This window comes from Caldalkalibacillus salinus (genome assembly GCF_016745835.1).
Classification (GTDB): domain Bacteria; phylum Bacillota; class Bacilli; order Caldalkalibacillales; family JCM-10596; genus Caldalkalibacillus_A; species Caldalkalibacillus_A salinus.
The window spans coordinates 202,561-218,393 of record NZ_JAERVL010000006.1; the positions used below are offsets into that span (position 1 = coordinate 202,561).

A 15,833-nucleotide genomic window follows, 5' to 3' on the forward strand; every position below is an offset into this window, starting at 1 on the left:
TGTACTAACGGACTTCATGGACGCCTTCTTCTTCTATCGTGAAGTGAGTGCCCTCTGTAAACTCACCACCGTTGACTGCATAATAGGTGCTTTCAACACCACTTAAGTTGTCCTCGGATGTGAGTTCTACTGTAAAGCTGGCGTTGTGCCACTCATCTGAGATATTTGACGTTGTCGATGGGACAGTGAGGTCGATCTTTACCTCTTCTACATGCTCTTCCTCTACGTTCCCAGCCACGTCTACACTGTAGTAACGGACTTCATGGACGCCTTCTTCTTCTATCGTGAAGTGCGTGCCCTCTGTAAACTCAGCACCGTTGACTGCATAGTAGGTGCTTTCGACACCACTCTTGTCATCTGTAGCTGTGAGTTCTACTGTAAAGCTTGTATTTAACCACTCATCTGTGATATTTGACGTTGTCTCCGGTGGTGTGATATCACTGATGATCTCCACTTCAACAGCATTAGAGTAATCTGATTCGCCGAAACGCTTATGAACAGCTGTGACCACGTATTGATGGGTACCTTCCTCGATGTCTTCGACTTTATAGCCTGTCCGACTCGTCGTACCTATGTACTGTGGTTCATCATCCGTTAGTTGGTAAACGTTGTATGCTTCTATGTCGCTAATATAACGCCATGCTAAGCTTGCCCAATCATCTCCAACTGAAGACAAACGCAGTTGAGGTACTTCAACATCAGGATAAATAATCGTGGCTACAGTCTGTGCAGGTTGTGATTCGCCAAAACGGTCACTGTAAGCGACAAGCTCGTACTTATAAGACCCTTCTGGAAGATCTCTCACTGAGTAGTAGGTTCTTTCCGTTGACGTTAGAAACACGCTCTCGCCATCGACCACTTCGTATAACTGATATTCTGTAGCATGTTCTACTTCATCCCACCTTAGTAGAACTTCGTTGCCATTTCGGATCAGATTTTCAAAGCTATCAGGTCGATCCAGTTCAGGGAAAGAAATCTCGACCTGTATTCTAGCCGGTTGCGATTCACCAAAACGGTCACTATAGGATGTTAATTCAAACTCGTATGTGCCCTCTTCTAGATTTCTGACCCAAGTATTCAAACGATCCGTGGTTCCTAAGTCATTTCTTTCACCTGTGGTGACATCATACACACGGTACTCGGTTGCTAAATCCACTTCATCCCATCTCAGTATGACGTCATTGCCATTCCTAATCACATATTCAAAATTCGATGGGCTTTCCATCTCTACTTCTTGAAGTTCCACCGTATACGGCGTCCCTAGTGACTCCCCAAAGCGGTCACTATAGGATGTAATTTCGAAATGATAGGTTCCCGCCGGCATATCTCTCACCCAATGGTATTCTCTATCTGTACTGCCGATCAGTTCTCTTTCTTCCTCGTCGTTTATCATATAAACACGATACTCTGTCGATAAATCAACCTCATCCCAGTTGATATACAGATCATTTCCATTGCGAACTAAATGGTTGATGCCTGTTGGAGCTTCCATTTCTGGCTCTTCTAGTTTTACAGTGTATTTTGTCCCTTGTGATTCTCCAAAACGATCACTATACGATGTGATTTCAAAATTATGAGTCCCTGCCGGCATATTCCTCAACCACTGGTAATTACGATCCGTACTGTCTAGTAGATGTCTCTCATGATCAATCATGTGATAAATACGATATTCAGTGGCAAAATCAACCTCGCTCCAGCGAAAATATATGTCATTGCCGTTTCTGATTGAGTGAGTTAGATGTGTGGGGGCTTCCATCTCCACTTCTTCTAATTCTAGTGTATACTCTACCGTCGGGGACTCCCCAAAACGATCACTATATGACGTGATCTCAAACTTATGTGAACCCGCCGACATATCCCTTAGCCAAAAGTTTTCTCTATCATTGGATCCGAGTTCAAATTTTCCTTCCTCAGTCACTTGATAAACACGATACTCAGTGGCAAACTCTACCTCATCCCATCTTAAGAGAATGTCATTGCCGTTACGGATGTCATGGTTAACCCCTTCCGGGGCCTCCATCTCTGGGTGAATGAGGTCCACAGTGAGTTCTGATACTGCAGACGATACACCAAAACGGTCACTATAGGAGACGAGCTCTATTTGATAGGATTTCTCAGGCATATCTCGTAGAGTGAAGGTTGTCCGATCCGTTTCTCCTACGCTCACTCGTTCACCGTCTTCAATTTCATAGATCATGTACTCATTTGCGTATTCCGCTTCGGACCAACGTAACACGATATCATTGCCGTTACGCGTGAAATAAGTAAAATCTTCAGGCGGTTGCATGTCTGGGTGCACAAGTGGCACTTCAAGGGATGCTGGATCTGATTCTCCAATGGTACCGTGATATGTCGTCACTTCAATGTGATACTCTCCCTCTGGCATGTCCCTCAGCCAAGCATATGTCCGCTCAGTATTATCCACTGTTGTCCTATTACCATCTTCGACAAGATAGACATTGTACTGCTCGGCATAATCCGCTTCTTCCCATTGCAAGAGGATATCATTACCGTTACGAATAGAATACTCAGCATTAGAGGGGGCCTGAAGTTCTGGGTATATAATGTCAATCGAGGCGCTCTCAGATAACGAGGACTCCTGTTCATCCTTTACAGCGGTCACAGCGTAGGCATAACGCCCCTCATCTAAACCACGGATTATGGATCTATTATACCTCTCCTCATTAATAAGGACTGGGGTCTCCCCTGACACCTCATATACTCTGTAGTAATCTACTCCAATGATTTCCTCCCACGTGATCCTCACATTAGATGGGGAATATTCCTGTACATTTACATTTGTTGGTACTTGCACCTCTTCCTCTTCTGCCATCACACTTCCTAGTGGCAGAAAAGCTTGTAAGATTAAAGCCAGCATCAACAAGATTGCAATATGCTTCTTTCGTCTCATCTCGTCCTCCTTCTACAAGGAAAAAGGCACTAAAAAAGGACTATCCACCAACTGAATAGGCCCTGACGACTAGATGTAGTTCTTGCTGCGGTAACCGGCTACCTACCCCTTCCTATAAAGTGGCTAAGGTCCGTGGCTTTGCGTCTCATAATTTCCTATGATTTGCCCTTTTCACAATGCATTTATGGTATTATAGTCACAGTTTATGACGGATGCCCAAATGTGTCAATCGACTCATGATTAAATGGTGATAAAGGCCTATATAATTGGTATAAATAGTATAGAAAATACGTGTCATAATGACCATTAGTAGAAATCAGGTTCTACGTTGGATAGAAGACCTTCATAAAGGCGGTAGATCAACTCTCCGGCACAACCCACTATGTCGTGTGTCTGAGTTCATCTCGCTTTTATCATGGGTGGGGGTTGGCGCTTACCCCAACATAATATTGTAGAGCCAAAGATTAAATACAAATATCAATAAAAAAGGATGGCCACATCAAAGTAGCCACCCCTATCATGCATAGTCATTATCTTAGTAATTGTAAAACACCTTGTGGGGTTTGATTTGCTTGTGCTAGCATCGCTTGAGACGCTTGTGTTAAAATGTTGTTCTTCGTGAACTCCATCATTTCTGAAGCCATATCAACGTCTCTGATTCGGGATTCAGCCGCTTGAAGGTTTTCAGCTGTAGTCCCTAAATTATTGATCGTGTGCTCTAGGCGGTTTTGGTTCGCCCCCAGGTTAGCTCTTTCACTAGAAACGGATGTGATTGCAGTGTCAATTGCGGTTAGCTGTGCATCAAAATCACTCCCATCAGTGATAGTAACCGTGTCAACACCCAAGGTTGAGGCTTGCATATCCCCTAATGAAATATCAACCGATTGCAGTTCATTTGCTCCGATCTGTAAACTAAATGTACCAGTGCCGTCTCCGCCAGTGCCATCTAAGAGCTTGGAACCGTTAAATTCTGTTGTGTCGGCAATACGATCGATCTCTGCAACCAGTTCATCGACTTCAGCCTGAAGTGCCGCTCTATCCTCTGTGGTGTTCGTGTCATTGGCAGCTTGTACTGTCAGTTCACGCATACGCTGTAAGATAGAGTGTGTTTCGTTTAAAGCGCCTTCAGCCGTTTGAATTAAAGAAATGCCATCTTGGGCGTTACGAGACGCTTGATTTAAACCGCGAATTTGTCCGCGCATTTTTTCAGAAATGGCAAGTCCCGCTGCATCGTCTCCAGCACGGTTGATGCGCAGACCGGAAGATAGTTTCTCCAAAGAATTGGATACGTTCTGGTTGTTCATTGAAAGGGCACGATGTGTGTTTAAAGCACTGATATTATTATTAATTCTCATGTCAAAATTCCTCCTTGAATTTTAAGTGTTTTCCCACGTCCTTGTGGGAAGCATTCCCCTTACTGGCCAGTAGGTTGAATAGCTTTCTACTACTATTATCGGTTGATCAATGACAATGTTTAGTCTTTTTTCTATCATTTTTTAATATTTTTTTTCCTCTCCCCAACGTATTAGATCATTGTTCTTCTACCCGAACAGATGTGACATGACGCCTCTTTTGTGCCATAATGAAAGCGTTGAAAATTGCAACATAAAGGGTTGATGGACATGATCAAAGCACTTTTAATCGCACCGTACCAAGGCTTAGTTGAAACAGCAAAAAAAATAAAGATACCTGAAGAGATACAATTAGATATGCGGGCCGCTAATTTGAGCGAGGCTGTGGACATCGCTCATTCCGCGGAAAGACAGGGCTATGAATTAATCATTAGCCGCGGAGGGACAGCCACCTTAATCCAGGAAGAGGTTACCATCCCTGTCGTTCATATCGATATCACTGGATATGACATGCTGAGAGTATTTACACTGATTCGGGATATGCAAAAAGGGGTGGCCTTAGTCGGATTCCCGAATATTACTCGCGGAGCAGCCACATTATGCAGTATCCTCGAACAGGATGTACAGATCATTACGATCCACTCGTCAGATGAAGTACGGGGCCACTTAGAACAGCTTAGATTACAAGGTTACACCGTCGTGATTGGGGATGTGATCACGGTACAGGTTGCCGAACAAGTGGGGCTACGAGGCATCCTGATTACCTCGGGTAAAGAAGCGTTACTTGATGCCATAGAAGAGGGTAGAAGACTCTATACTTTGTTTCGTAAGGTCAAGCACCAGTCAGCTTACTTGAGAGATACGTTTCAGACCCTTCCGTCCGCTATGGTGCTCTTAGATGAGAGCGGGGCCATCATTGAGCATAATGACAAGTTCAATGCCTACGGATTAAGCCCTAACCGGACGGCCCCCGTTTTTCAGCAGCTTGTGAGGCGGGTGCTTGAAGGAGCAGGTGCTCAATGGGCCCAGTTAGACGACGAAGTTGGTACCTACGACTTACATGCCTTTCTCATAAACACAGCAGCCCCGCTAGTGGGGATTACGCTCGATCCTAGCCCCACACATCGTCAAAAGCAGGCTGTTAAAATCAATAACAGCCCGACTCATCTGCCTATTATTGGGGAAAGCGAGCATACGCGTCGGTTACGCGAGAGAATTCATCACTACTATGCTCATACCGATCGCCCCGTCTGCATCATCGGGGAGCCAGGGACGGGGAAAGACACGGTCGCTCGTGCGATTCATTTTGAAACGTTTGCCTATGAATCTCCTATGATTGAGGTGGACGGCAAACGGGTGACAGCAGCGGAAATCGATCGGCTCATGGTAGACCTGTTGAAGATACAAGAGGGTACAGTGCTGATCAAAACGCTCGAAGCCCTCAGCACAGAGACACAACAGGCCATACTCAGTCTGATTAACAGTAAACCGGAAAAAGTGAGGGTGATCGCCCTCACAAACGGAACGTTAGAGACACTGGTCCAGCATGGCACATTTGACTACGACCTGTATGAAATCGCCATGGCCTATCCCTTACACCTGCCGCCATTAAGGAAGAGAAAAGAGGACATTCCAGCGTTTGTCACTTATTTTCTAGCTGAGTTTCATACCGAAAACGGCAATGAAACACTGGGCATGAAACAGGATGCCATAGACTATCTCAAAGCGTACGACTGGTCTGGCAACCTGACACAGTTGAAGCAAACGATTAGAGAGTTAAGCACCATGACCACGCAACATTATATCGATCTGCAAGAAGTGACAACATTACTGAGTAAACAAGCGTCGGCTCATGGGGATGTGCCTCAGCAAAAAGAGCTTCTCCCTTCTATCCCACTGCAAGGGACGTTAAAAGAGATAGAGCAGCAAGTGATTGAAAAAGTTCTGGTGGAAGAAAACCATAACCAAACGAAAGCAGCAAAGAGGCTGGGTATTAACCGCTCGACATTATGGCGTAAATTAAACGGATAGGGGTATAAATATAGGAAAAGGCTGTCAGTCAACTATCATCCGACAGCCTTTTTATATTATAGTTGTTGCATTTTTAAACGATTAACTAACAACCGACCGCTTTTTATATCTATATTACTGAAGGCGCTTTAATTTTATGTTGCATTTTGAATCCATATGGTTTAATATTAAATTTGTAAACGCTTTTATACTTTCATTATTGTACGATTTTTAAACACCATATACAATGAAGGGGGACACCAAAATGAAAATCAAACAGACATTAGACAGAATCCCAGGCGGTATGATGGTGGTGCCATTGTTGCTTGCTGCAACGCTCAACACATTTGCGCCTGATCTGCTCCGTATCGGCAACTTTACACAAGCCTTATTCGTTGACGGGGCAGGCGTTTTAATTGCCCTATTTCTACTATGTACCGGAGCTCAAATTAACCTTAGAAATGTCGGCGTCAGTCTTGGAAAAGGGGCAACGTTACTTGGGACTAAGTGGCTCTTTGGTGCGACTGTCGGTTTAATCGCTTACATGTTTGCAGGTGATAACGGTTTATGGCTCGGGCTTGCTCCTATTGCCATTATTGCGGCCATGACGAATAGTAACGGTGGTCTATACGTTGCCCTTGTCGGTCAGTACGGGGACAAAACGGACCGCGCAGACTACTCATTACTCGCTTTAAATGACGGCCCTTTCTTCACCATGGTTGCGCTTTCGATCTTTGGCGCTATGGGGTTCGTTGACGGCATGTTCTCATTTGTATCCTTTATTTCAGTCTTACTCCCTATTATCGTAGGGATGGTGCTCGGTAACCTCGATGAAGAAATGAGAGATTTCTTAAATACTGGAAGCTCAATGTTAATTCCTTTCTTTGCTTTCGCGCTAGGAATGGGGATCGACTTTGCCAGCATTATTGAAGGTGGACTCGGTGGTATTATCCTCGGTCTGTTAACTGTTTTCGTCACAGGTACGGGTGGTTACTTCGTATTCAAGGCACTTAAATGGAACCCGATCGTGGGTGCTTCTGAAGGTTCAACAGCTGGTAATGCGGTTGCGACACCAGCCGCCATCGCTGCTGCTAGTGCAAGCTTTGCCCAAAACGTGGACATTGCAACGGTACAAGTGGCCGCTTCCACTGTGACAACGGCTATTCTATTACCTTTATATGTCGCGTTCTTAGTCAAGCATCTTGAGCGGAAAGGCGTCCGTTTGCCAGAGGACTTTTCTGTGGAGAGTCAAAGAGAGAGCGTCTCAAAATAGAACGTAAATGAGGGGATCAACATGACACAACTTATCGGTATGATAGCGGATGACTTAACAGGGGCTAACGATAGTGGCGTACAATTAGCAGAGAAAGGGATTCACACGTCGGTCCTTTTCGATATCCCAAACCGTCTTCAAAACCTAGATGCTGGGGTTGTGATTGACACCAATTCTAGAGCATTGTCTAGAGAGGCGGCGATGAGAGAAACAAAAAAAGCAGGCCTATTCTTAAAACAAGCAGGTTATAAGCATATCTATAAAAAAATGGATTCGACCCTGAGGGGACATATCGGCTCAGAATTACAAGCGTTAGCAGGTGTCTTTAATCCTGACTTTGTCTTTATCGCACCTGCCTTCCCCTCTATGGGCCGAACGACGACGAATGGGGTACACTATGTGCATGGGGTGCAAATCTCAAATACTGAAATCAGTCGAGACCCCAAGCATCCCGTAAAAGAATCATCCATTCCTAATATAATCGAACGTGAAACAGGACAACGCGTCGGTTTAATCACGACAACGGATCTAGAAAGTAGGCCACGATTAAATGAGAAGTTGGCTGACTTTGTCAAAAGTGGTGTCACGTATATTGTGTCGGATGCTGAAAGCCAAGCCCATTTGCAACTCGCGACCCGAGCCATACTCAACTTTTCTGAGCGTATCATTTGGGCTGGTTCAGCAGGGCTAGCTGAAGTGCTTCCTGAAGAACTGCAGCTAGAGACGACAGACACACCACGTGATTTTTCACAGTCAGGACAAGTGTTGACGGTATGTGGTAGTCTTTCAGAGGTGACACAAAGCCAGGTCGCCTTTGCCATGAAACAGGAAGGAATCACGAATGTTGAAATTGATACGGTACAGATATTTGGCCCTGATTGGCCACGCGTGCGTCATGATATTATTTCCTCCTGCCTGCAAGGTTTAGAGCAAGGAGACGATCTCGTGCTCTATGTGCCCTCGCATGATAAGGTCAGAGAAGAGGTCAAAAGCATCGGACAGCGTCTGGGTTTAAATGGATATGAGATTGGTGAGGGTATATCTAGCGCAATCGGGGAGGTCGTAGCCGAAGTGGTCAAAGCGCATGAAGCGTTGACTGCGCTTATTCTTACAGGCGGGGATACTGCAAAAGAATCTTCTCGTTTCCTTGGGGGGATTGGTTTTCGCTTAATCAAACAAATTGAAGCGGGTATCCCGCTTGGTACCCTTATCGGTACGCCGAGAGAGCTCACCATCGTCACAAAGGCGGGCGCTTTTGGAAAAGAAGATTCTATTTATAAGGCCATGCAAGAATTGAAGGGAGTGCGTGTGTGATGAAAAAACCAATTATCGGCATTACGATGGGAGACGCAGCTGGTGTCGGACCTGAAATTATCGTTAAAAGTCTACAAAGTCAAACCTTATATGAGCAAGCTCATCCGATCGTGATAGGTGATGCCAAAATGCTGAAGCGTGCGAGTGAGATCTTGAACATTGATATCACAATCAGAGAGATCGACTCTGACGATGATCTCAGTACTCGTTTTGGTGAAATTGCTTGTTATGACTTAAATCTATTACCACAAGATCTGCCTTTTGGACAGGTATCATCTGCATCAGGGCATGCTGCCTTTGAGTATTTACGAACGGCGATTGAATTAGCAAACGCAGGCAAAATCGATGCCATTTGTACAGCGCCACTAAATAAAGAAGCGCTTCATAAAGGCGGGCACATCTATCCAGGGCACACTGAAATCTTAGCTGACTTGACCGGAACGAAAGACTTTTCAATGATGCTTTCGTCCCCTAAGCTAAAGGTCATTCATGTGACAACACACGTCGGTTTGATCGATGCGATTAACATGATTAAACCGGAACGCGTCTACAATGTGATCCGTCTCGCTCATCAGACGCTGTCTCAATCCGGCATTGAGCAACCCAAAATTGGCGTGTGTGGGATCAATCCTCATGCGGGGGAGAACGGTTTGTTCGGCTATGGTGAAGAAGAGGAGAAGATTATCCCTGCCGTCGGACGAGCTCAGGAGGAAGGCATCCATGTGGAAGGACCTCTACCGGCCGATACCTTATTCTTCCGTGCGCAGCGAGGAGACTTTGATATTGTCGTTGCGATGTATCATGATCAGGGACATGGGCCGATCAAAGTACTCGGTCTAGAAGCCGGTGTCAACATCACCGTTGGCCTCCCTATCATTCGCACAAGCGTGGACCATGGTACTGCTTTTGATATTGCTGGTAAAGGCCTCGCCGATGAACGTAGTCTACTAGAAGCCTTACGCCAAGCGGTAGAGTTGGCACCTCAAAAAGGATCGTAGCCTCCAAGGCTCCAAGGCTCCAGGATTCATGAAACATGCATCACTCACTTGCCGCTCATGGGCCTCTCATGCCGCTCATAAAGCACTCGCAACAAACTGTCGTAAATCATAGCCAATCTTTAGCCGCTCATGAGCAGGGCTTCGGGCGAATAAGAATAACCCATGTGGTCTAGTTTGTAACCTAGGCCGCATGGGTTATTTCTTTTTAATTATGGTTATATTTGATTAAGTATATTTTGATTAGTCATCATCTGCAGCGTGGTGGGCATTCTTCTTCTCAGGTACCGTGTGGTTGTTGAGTTCTATGAGTTCACTTAACTCAATACTCGATTGGGAAGCTGCTGCTCTATTCTCCTCTTGTATAGAAAGATACACTTCCTTACGGTGGATTGAGATATGCTTCGGAGCCTCAACCCCTAGCTTGATCGTATCTCCTTCTACGGCTACGACCTTAATCTCAATCTCCTCGTCTATGATAATAGATTCTCCTTTTTTTCTGGACAGCACTAACATGACTTAACCCCCCGTCGTCGCATCTCTTGGGCTTGTCGTTTGGGTCGTTTGGCCTGGGCTTGATGTGCTAGCGTTTTGGAAAAGAGGTTGCTTAATGAGGTAATCTTCCTCTAACACGATCTGTTTACCCTGTCTGTTGTGGGTATGAATGATGACTGGGGCTTTCAGGTTTGTTGTGGCATGTTTCAAGCTGTCGGTGACCGTCACGAGTGTAAACACTTGGATGTCCTCAGGCTTTTGTATATTTAATTCCTTTAACACCTGGTCTTTTAACGTGAAGTCATAATCTTTGAAGAAGGTCAGTGTATCTAAAAGGATAAAAGATAAACTTTCTTCCTCTACAGATTGTAAATAGTAGAAGGACGTTTCACCTTCCTGGGCCGGTATGAGTACAAAACCGTGCTTGTCTTCAAAGCCAAGGAGACCTTTATTGAAGTGAAGGATACGGTCTTCTTCTATCTGTAGCTCTCCGAATCTCGTAGTCTGAAGTTGCATGAGCTCCCTCCGTTCATCTCCTTTGACACGTTAACGTTATTTTTATTCTGGCGGCTTATGGTATCAGATGCTATTCTTTATTCTTTCAGATGCTACTCTTCATTATTTTTGATCCCATTATCTTAAAAAGTCCATCAGCGTCGGACTAATGATCCTTGCTCCTGTGGCTAGACTAGCCTGATACACGTTTTCGGCTGTTCTCAAGTTCGTAATAACGGCGGCCATGTCCGCATCTTCTGTTTTAGACAGCAAGGTTTGCATGTTTGTGTCACTGTCTTTCAAACGATTATCAATCAGTTCTAAACGGTTGCTTCTGGCCCCTATATCAGACCAGCTTTCTAAAACCTGGTCTAAGCGACTGTCTAGATGCCCTAAGGCCTGGTCCACACCATCCTTGTCCCCGTCACGTAAAGCTGTAGATAGGGCGTTTAGTGTTGCAAAAGCATTATCCTCATCTTCCGCTTCTCCAAACACTTGACCCGCATGCACATTGACATTTAAGACTAACGAACGAGACACTTCAAAGTTAATTTTGCCATCATCGAAAGTGGTGTCCTGATACGCATCGTCAGTAGGATACGGTGGCTGATCCGTTTTTTGGCCATTAAAAACGTATTTTCCGTTAAATTGACTATTCGCAATGTCCATGAGTTGATCGAACAGCTCTTCAACCTCGGACGCTACAGCATTCTTGGCCTCTTGAGGGTTGGAATCATTGGCCCCCTGCACCGCTAGTTCCCGCGCTCGGTGAAGCACATCAACCGCTTGTCCTACCGTCGTGTCATTAAATTCAACCCAAGACTGAGCGTCATCCAAGTTGCGTTGATACTGTTCATTCGCCTCTAGCTCACTGCGATAGCGCATGGCAGAGCTAAGTCCTACAGGGTCATCGGAAGGCTTATTGATCTTCTTACCGGTCGTCATTTGACGCTGTAAGGTTTCCATTTTTCCTAAATTACGATTGAGACTGGTTAACATATTCTGATTCAACATGTTCTGTGTGACTCTCATCGTTTCCCCTACTTTCATTCTTCTATCATTTATCTATCATTTATCTTTCATCCATTTTTCGTTACATCGCCTATCGTTTACTTGTTCAGTGAGCCGTTCAGTAGGACGTACTGTGGGCGCCCACATTCAAAAGTGATGTCGTCGCCTATTCACAAACTATCGTCCGACAAGTCCCATTCTATTAACAACGGTGTCTAACAATTCGTCCGTTGCGGTGACCATACGAGCTGCCGCGTTGTATGCATGCTGGAATTTAATCATATTGGACATTTCCTCATCCAAAGATACACCACTCACAGATTGACGACGGTTATCTGCCGCGTTGAGCAGCATCTCCTGATTATCCGTTTGCCTGGTGGCTTCCTGTGTCTTGACACCGAGTCCACCAATCACTGAGCGGAAGTACTCATCAAAGGTTCCTTCTCCTGCGGCGCCTTCTTCAGGTTGAAACTGAAATACCCCATCCCTCAGCTGACCCATAGCGAGGGCTAGATCTCCGTTCCCTCTGATGACTTTATTCATCCCGTCTTCCTCTTCTACACGGAGCGAAGCCGCAATCAATCCAACGTCTTTGGCAATATACGGGTTTAATTCGACATCTTGAATATTAAAATCCTCTTCATCAGCAGGTAAAAAGAAGGCCTCTCCCGGTATGGCATTTCCATCATCATCTTCCCGTAAAGTCCACCCTAATTGATGTAAGCCGTTAATCCCTTCAACGGTGGTATCCATACCGCCTTCAGGTATCGGTTCCCCTGCCGGCCATGTTTGTCTATTATCTTCGGGACCATACTCTATATCTTGAGCCAATACACTCCCTTCAGGAATGTGGACCTCCACTTCTCCGTACAGAAGCCCTTGAAACATTGTATTAAGATGTGTCTGATATTCGTTCACTAGTTCATCCCGAGAGACGACAATGCCGTAAATTTCTCCACCGGTGATTTGGTCAACACTTATGCCATCGCCAATATGTTGCCCCTCCATGCCGTTGACGACATCCGTTCCATCGGGCAATGTGATACTGTACATCCCGCTTTGCTCTTCTTGTACGTTGATCTGCACTAGTTCAGAGAGTTTGTCCACAGCAAGGTCACGTTGGTCCCGGAGGTCATTGGCGTTATGACCGAGCCCTTCAACCCGTCGTATTTCTTGGTTCAAGTGAGCGACTTGATCAATGTATGTATTCGCTTCTTGTGTTTTCACATCTAAGGAATGGTCTAGGTCATCTCTTAAGTCTTGTAACTTCGAGTCGGTATGTTTAAAAGCGTCGGTCATGGCCAAGGCGCGTTCCTTTACAACCGAGCGTGCTGTGAGGTTATCCGCTTCACGGCTCAGCTCCTGCCATCCATTCCAGAACTCATCGATGACACTACGTAGGCCTTCTTCACTAGGTTCATTGTAGATGCCCTCGATCTTCTCTAGGGTATCCTTCTGTACTTGCCATGTTCCATGCGCTTGGGACTCATTACGATACTGAACATCTAAAAATGCTTCTCTTATTCTTGTAATCGATTGAAAATCAACACCCGTCCCTAATTGACCCGGTGCCGTAGATCGGGTCATGCTCGGGGTTTCAATAGGTGTGGCAGCCTTAAAATTAACGCGCTGCCTAGAGTACCCTTCTGTATTGGCATTGGAGATATTGTGCCCTGTGGTGGACATGGCTGTTTGCTGAGCGTATAGCCCTCTTTTGGCCACCTCTAGGTTATGAAATGTTGACCTCACGCTTCTCACTCCTTTTATTCATTACGCCTTCGTATCAAAGAAACTCTGTGTCGGGGAGGAAGCCACCTGCACTTGACTTCCACTCTGATTCGACGTCGGCTTATGATAAGTGGGGGACTGTGGTTCTGTCATATAATCCAATGTTGTTTGAGCATACGATAGCGCATCCTCGATCAGTTGTTGGTTCAAGGCATTCACGCTTTGAACCTCTTGTATCACCCGTTGTAACTGATCACCCACAGAGAAAAGCGCCTCGCTTCCTTCAATGCTCCGCCTGCTTTTTGCACATGATAACAGTTCTACGAGCATAGTCAACGTGGTCTCTTCTGCGCGTCGGCTGATACCGTTAGTCCGTAGCAACTGATCCACTGCCTGTACCCGTTGCGCTTCTATGGCACTGATCCGTTTGATCACATCCGACTCCTCTTTTTGGATATGTTGGAGCTGCTCTACATCTGCTTCGACCAGCTTTAACCGCTTTTGATTCGCCAGTTTTAATAAATCTTGATGGGCCTCTAGTAGTTGTTGTAGGACTTGTTGCACATGATGTAGCACGGTCTATCTCCCCCTATTACTGATCATTTTCAACCCATCACGATTCGTTTCCATACCAAAAGTCATAGAGTTTGTCTGCAACCTTACGGCTATTGACTTCATATTCGCCCATCTTGATTTGCGCTTTGAGCTGATCAATTTTCTCTTGTCTGGTGCCGTCCGTCTGTTGCTTCTCCTCAAGCATTGCTTTCGCTTGGTCTGAAATTCGAACCTCGTCCTGCCGCTGGTGCCCTTCTTTTTTCTGGGTGAGCTGTTGGTTTTGCTTGTAGACATTCATCACTGTCGGTATAGCTTTATTGATTTTCATAGCCTACACCTCGCTTCCTTTGACTCTTCTATATCCTGTTTGTTTAATATCTGTTCGTGACGTATCACTTTGTTTGTGTTCTGTGCGATTTATTTTTTCAATGTCCTGATTTAACTGTTGATGACAATTTTGGCATAACGTACCCGCTCTCGTTAACGCTCCACAAGACTCACAGGGATAACCCATATTGGGGAGATTCTCGAGTGTAATCCTCTTTTGGCGTATAAATTTAGAGATTTTGTTAATGGTCACGCCTGTATCTTCACTGCATTCATATATGGTTGCTTTACGGTTTTTACGACTTCTTAAATATTCAGCTACAAGACGATACTCTTGATCTTCTATTTTTATGCAATTTCGACATAAATCCTGTACCCCTTTAACGAAAAGCTTATTACATTGGGGACAGTTGGCTAGTTCATTGACTCCCATAGCAATCTCCTCCGAAAGTGGGGTGATAAGTTTTTTTTATTCCATTAGCGTGCCATCGTCAGGCTGATGACGCTTTTGGCACCTGCACTTCTGAGTGCATAGGCTGCGGCGTATATCGTTGCACCTGTTGTGTATATATCATCAATCAGGCATACCCGCTTATTATGTATATCGGCATTCCGCACCGGATTGTTAATAAATTTATCCCATAATTCTTTTAATCGTGCTTGTCTATCCTTTTGACTCTGCTTGTCTAAATCCCCCTGCCTGATTAAGGCGTCCGGTACAAAGGGAAGGTGACTTCGTGCGGCGAATAGCTCCCCTATCTGTTCTGCTTGGTTATAGCCTCGCTCAATAAGGCGATCAGGCGCCAGTGGGATGCATGTCACAAGATCCGTTTCCTGGCTCAGTCTCTGTATGCTGGGGTCAGTAGATTCGATGAGGTTACGCCATTGTTCCCACAGCAGCGAAGCGAAAAAGTACTTTAGGCTTTGATTCCCTTTGAATTTGTATTGGGCGATCAAGTCTTGTACCACCTCGTTATATTGCCAGACACTCCTGTTCCACATGAGAATCCTGCCTGCTTCTTCCCCACTATCCTCCGTTACAGGATTAAGACATAAGTCAGGTTCTTGCCTCAGTTGTTCCTCCGAAGCCAGCCAACGCTCACAATCATAACATATCTGCCAGTCCTGATGAGCATAGGTAAAAGAGGAAGAGAGTCCCGCTAGTGATCGGTCGCAACGATCACATTGGAGGTTGTCCTCTAACCAAGGTAAGTCTTTGAGACAGGTAGCACAGAGCCAGTCCTCTTTATCTAATAAAGGCTGAGGCTGAAAAATTTTAAACGTGACAAGGTGTTGCCAGGAAAAGGGAATGGTTCGGGTTTCCTGACACGTGATGCATGTGGTTTGCATGGGTACCTCCAGAGTAT

The 15,833-nt window shown here is 45.3% G+C and carries 14 protein-coding genes and 1 riboswitch; of the genes, 4 read left to right on the top strand and 10 right to left on the bottom strand.

The genetic code is table 11. From position 1 onward, the window contains the following. Positions 1 to 4: 4 nt before the first annotated feature. Together JKM87_RS06850 and JKM87_RS06855 are read right to left on the bottom strand one after the other, a co-directional pair. The gene (locus tag JKM87_RS06850; protein ID WP_202079343.1) at positions 5 to 2,911 is read right to left on the bottom strand and encodes an OmpL47-type beta-barrel domain-containing protein; all 2,907 of its coding nucleotides are present in this window, start codon (positions 2,909 to 2,911) and stop codon (positions 5 to 7) included. 86 nt (positions 2,912 to 2,997) lie between these two features. After that, positions 2,998 to 3,088: riboswitch (cyclic di-GMP riboswitch) on the bottom strand. 353 nt (positions 3,089 to 3,441) lie between these two features. Further along, the gene (locus tag JKM87_RS06855; protein WP_202079345.1) at positions 3,442 to 4,266 is read right to left on the bottom strand and encodes a flagellin N-terminal helical domain-containing protein; all 825 of its coding nucleotides are present in this window, start codon (positions 4,264 to 4,266) and stop codon (positions 3,442 to 3,444) included. A gap of 261 nt (positions 4,267 to 4,527) precedes the next feature. Here JKM87_RS06855 and JKM87_RS06860 point away from each other — a divergent pair, with 261 nt between their 5' ends. The 4 genes from JKM87_RS06860 to pdxA all read left to right on the top strand — a co-directional run bounded on the left by JKM87_RS06860 (position 4,528) and on the right by pdxA (position 9,858). Then, a complete protein-coding gene (locus JKM87_RS06860) occupies positions 4,528 to 6,294 on the top strand; it encodes a sigma-54-dependent Fis family transcriptional regulator (RefSeq protein WP_202079347.1) in 1,767 nt (588 codons plus the stop codon). Between the two features lie 244 nt (positions 6,295 to 6,538). Continuing rightward, positions 6,539 to 7,546, top strand: coding sequence for a 2-keto-3-deoxygluconate permease (locus tag JKM87_RS06865; RefSeq protein ID WP_202079350.1), 1,008 nt, complete (start codon positions 6,539 to 6,541; stop codon positions 7,544 to 7,546). Positions 7,547 to 7,567: 21 nt separating this feature from the next. Beyond that, complete coding sequence (locus JKM87_RS06870; protein ID WP_202079352.1) at positions 7,568 to 8,860, top strand: four-carbon acid sugar kinase family protein; 1,293 nt, start codon at positions 7,568 to 7,570, stop codon at positions 8,858 to 8,860. Further along, complete coding sequence (gene pdxA / locus JKM87_RS06875) at positions 8,860 to 9,858, top strand: 4-hydroxythreonine-4-phosphate dehydrogenase PdxA (RefSeq protein WP_202079354.1); 999 nt, start codon at positions 8,860 to 8,862, stop codon at positions 9,856 to 9,858. The genes JKM87_RS06870 and pdxA overlap by 1 nt, the downstream gene beginning before the upstream one ends. A gap of 240 nt (positions 9,859 to 10,098) precedes the next feature. On the opposite strand, the gene csrA is transcribed toward pdxA, so the two are convergent. From csrA to JKM87_RS06915, 8 genes are all read right to left on the bottom strand, one after another. After that, complete coding sequence (gene csrA, locus JKM87_RS06880) at positions 10,099 to 10,371, bottom strand: carbon storage regulator CsrA (protein WP_202079356.1); 273 nt, start codon at positions 10,369 to 10,371, stop codon at positions 10,099 to 10,101. A gap of 3 nt (positions 10,372 to 10,374) precedes the next feature. Further along, a complete protein-coding gene (fliW, locus tag JKM87_RS06885) occupies positions 10,375 to 10,866 on the bottom strand; it encodes a flagellar assembly protein FliW (protein ID WP_202079358.1) in 492 nt (163 codons plus the stop codon). 117 nt (positions 10,867 to 10,983) lie between these two features. Beyond that, positions 10,984 to 11,895, bottom strand: a complete 912-nt coding sequence (flgL, locus tag JKM87_RS06890; protein WP_336885143.1) for a flagellar hook-associated protein FlgL — start codon at positions 11,893 to 11,895, stop codon at positions 10,984 to 10,986. Positions 11,896 to 12,033: 138 nt separating this feature from the next. Beyond that, the gene (gene flgK, locus JKM87_RS18180; protein WP_202079362.1) at positions 12,034 to 13,605 is read right to left on the bottom strand and encodes a flagellar hook-associated protein FlgK; all 1,572 of its coding nucleotides are present in this window, start codon (positions 13,603 to 13,605) and stop codon (positions 12,034 to 12,036) included. Positions 13,606 to 13,626: 21 nt separating this feature from the next. Next, positions 13,627 to 14,160 carry a flagellar export chaperone FlgN gene (locus JKM87_RS06900; protein ID WP_202079364.1) on the bottom strand — a complete coding sequence of 178 codons (534 nt, stop codon included), beginning with the start codon at positions 14,158 to 14,160 and terminating at the stop codon, positions 13,627 to 13,629. Positions 14,161 to 14,197: 37 nt separating this feature from the next. Continuing rightward, positions 14,198 to 14,467, bottom strand: coding sequence for a flagellar biosynthesis anti-sigma factor FlgM (gene flgM, locus JKM87_RS06905; RefSeq protein WP_202079366.1), 270 nt, complete (start codon positions 14,465 to 14,467; stop codon positions 14,198 to 14,200). 3 nt (positions 14,468 to 14,470) lie between these two features. Next, positions 14,471 to 14,899, bottom strand: a complete 429-nt coding sequence (locus JKM87_RS06910; RefSeq protein WP_202079368.1) for a TIGR03826 family flagellar region protein — start codon at positions 14,897 to 14,899, stop codon at positions 14,471 to 14,473. Between the two features lie 44 nt (positions 14,900 to 14,943). Next, positions 14,944 to 15,816 carry a ComF family protein gene (locus tag JKM87_RS06915; protein WP_202079370.1) on the bottom strand — a complete coding sequence of 291 codons (873 nt, stop codon included), beginning with the start codon at positions 15,814 to 15,816 and terminating at the stop codon, positions 14,944 to 14,946. Positions 15,817 to 15,833: the final 17 nt, after the last annotated feature.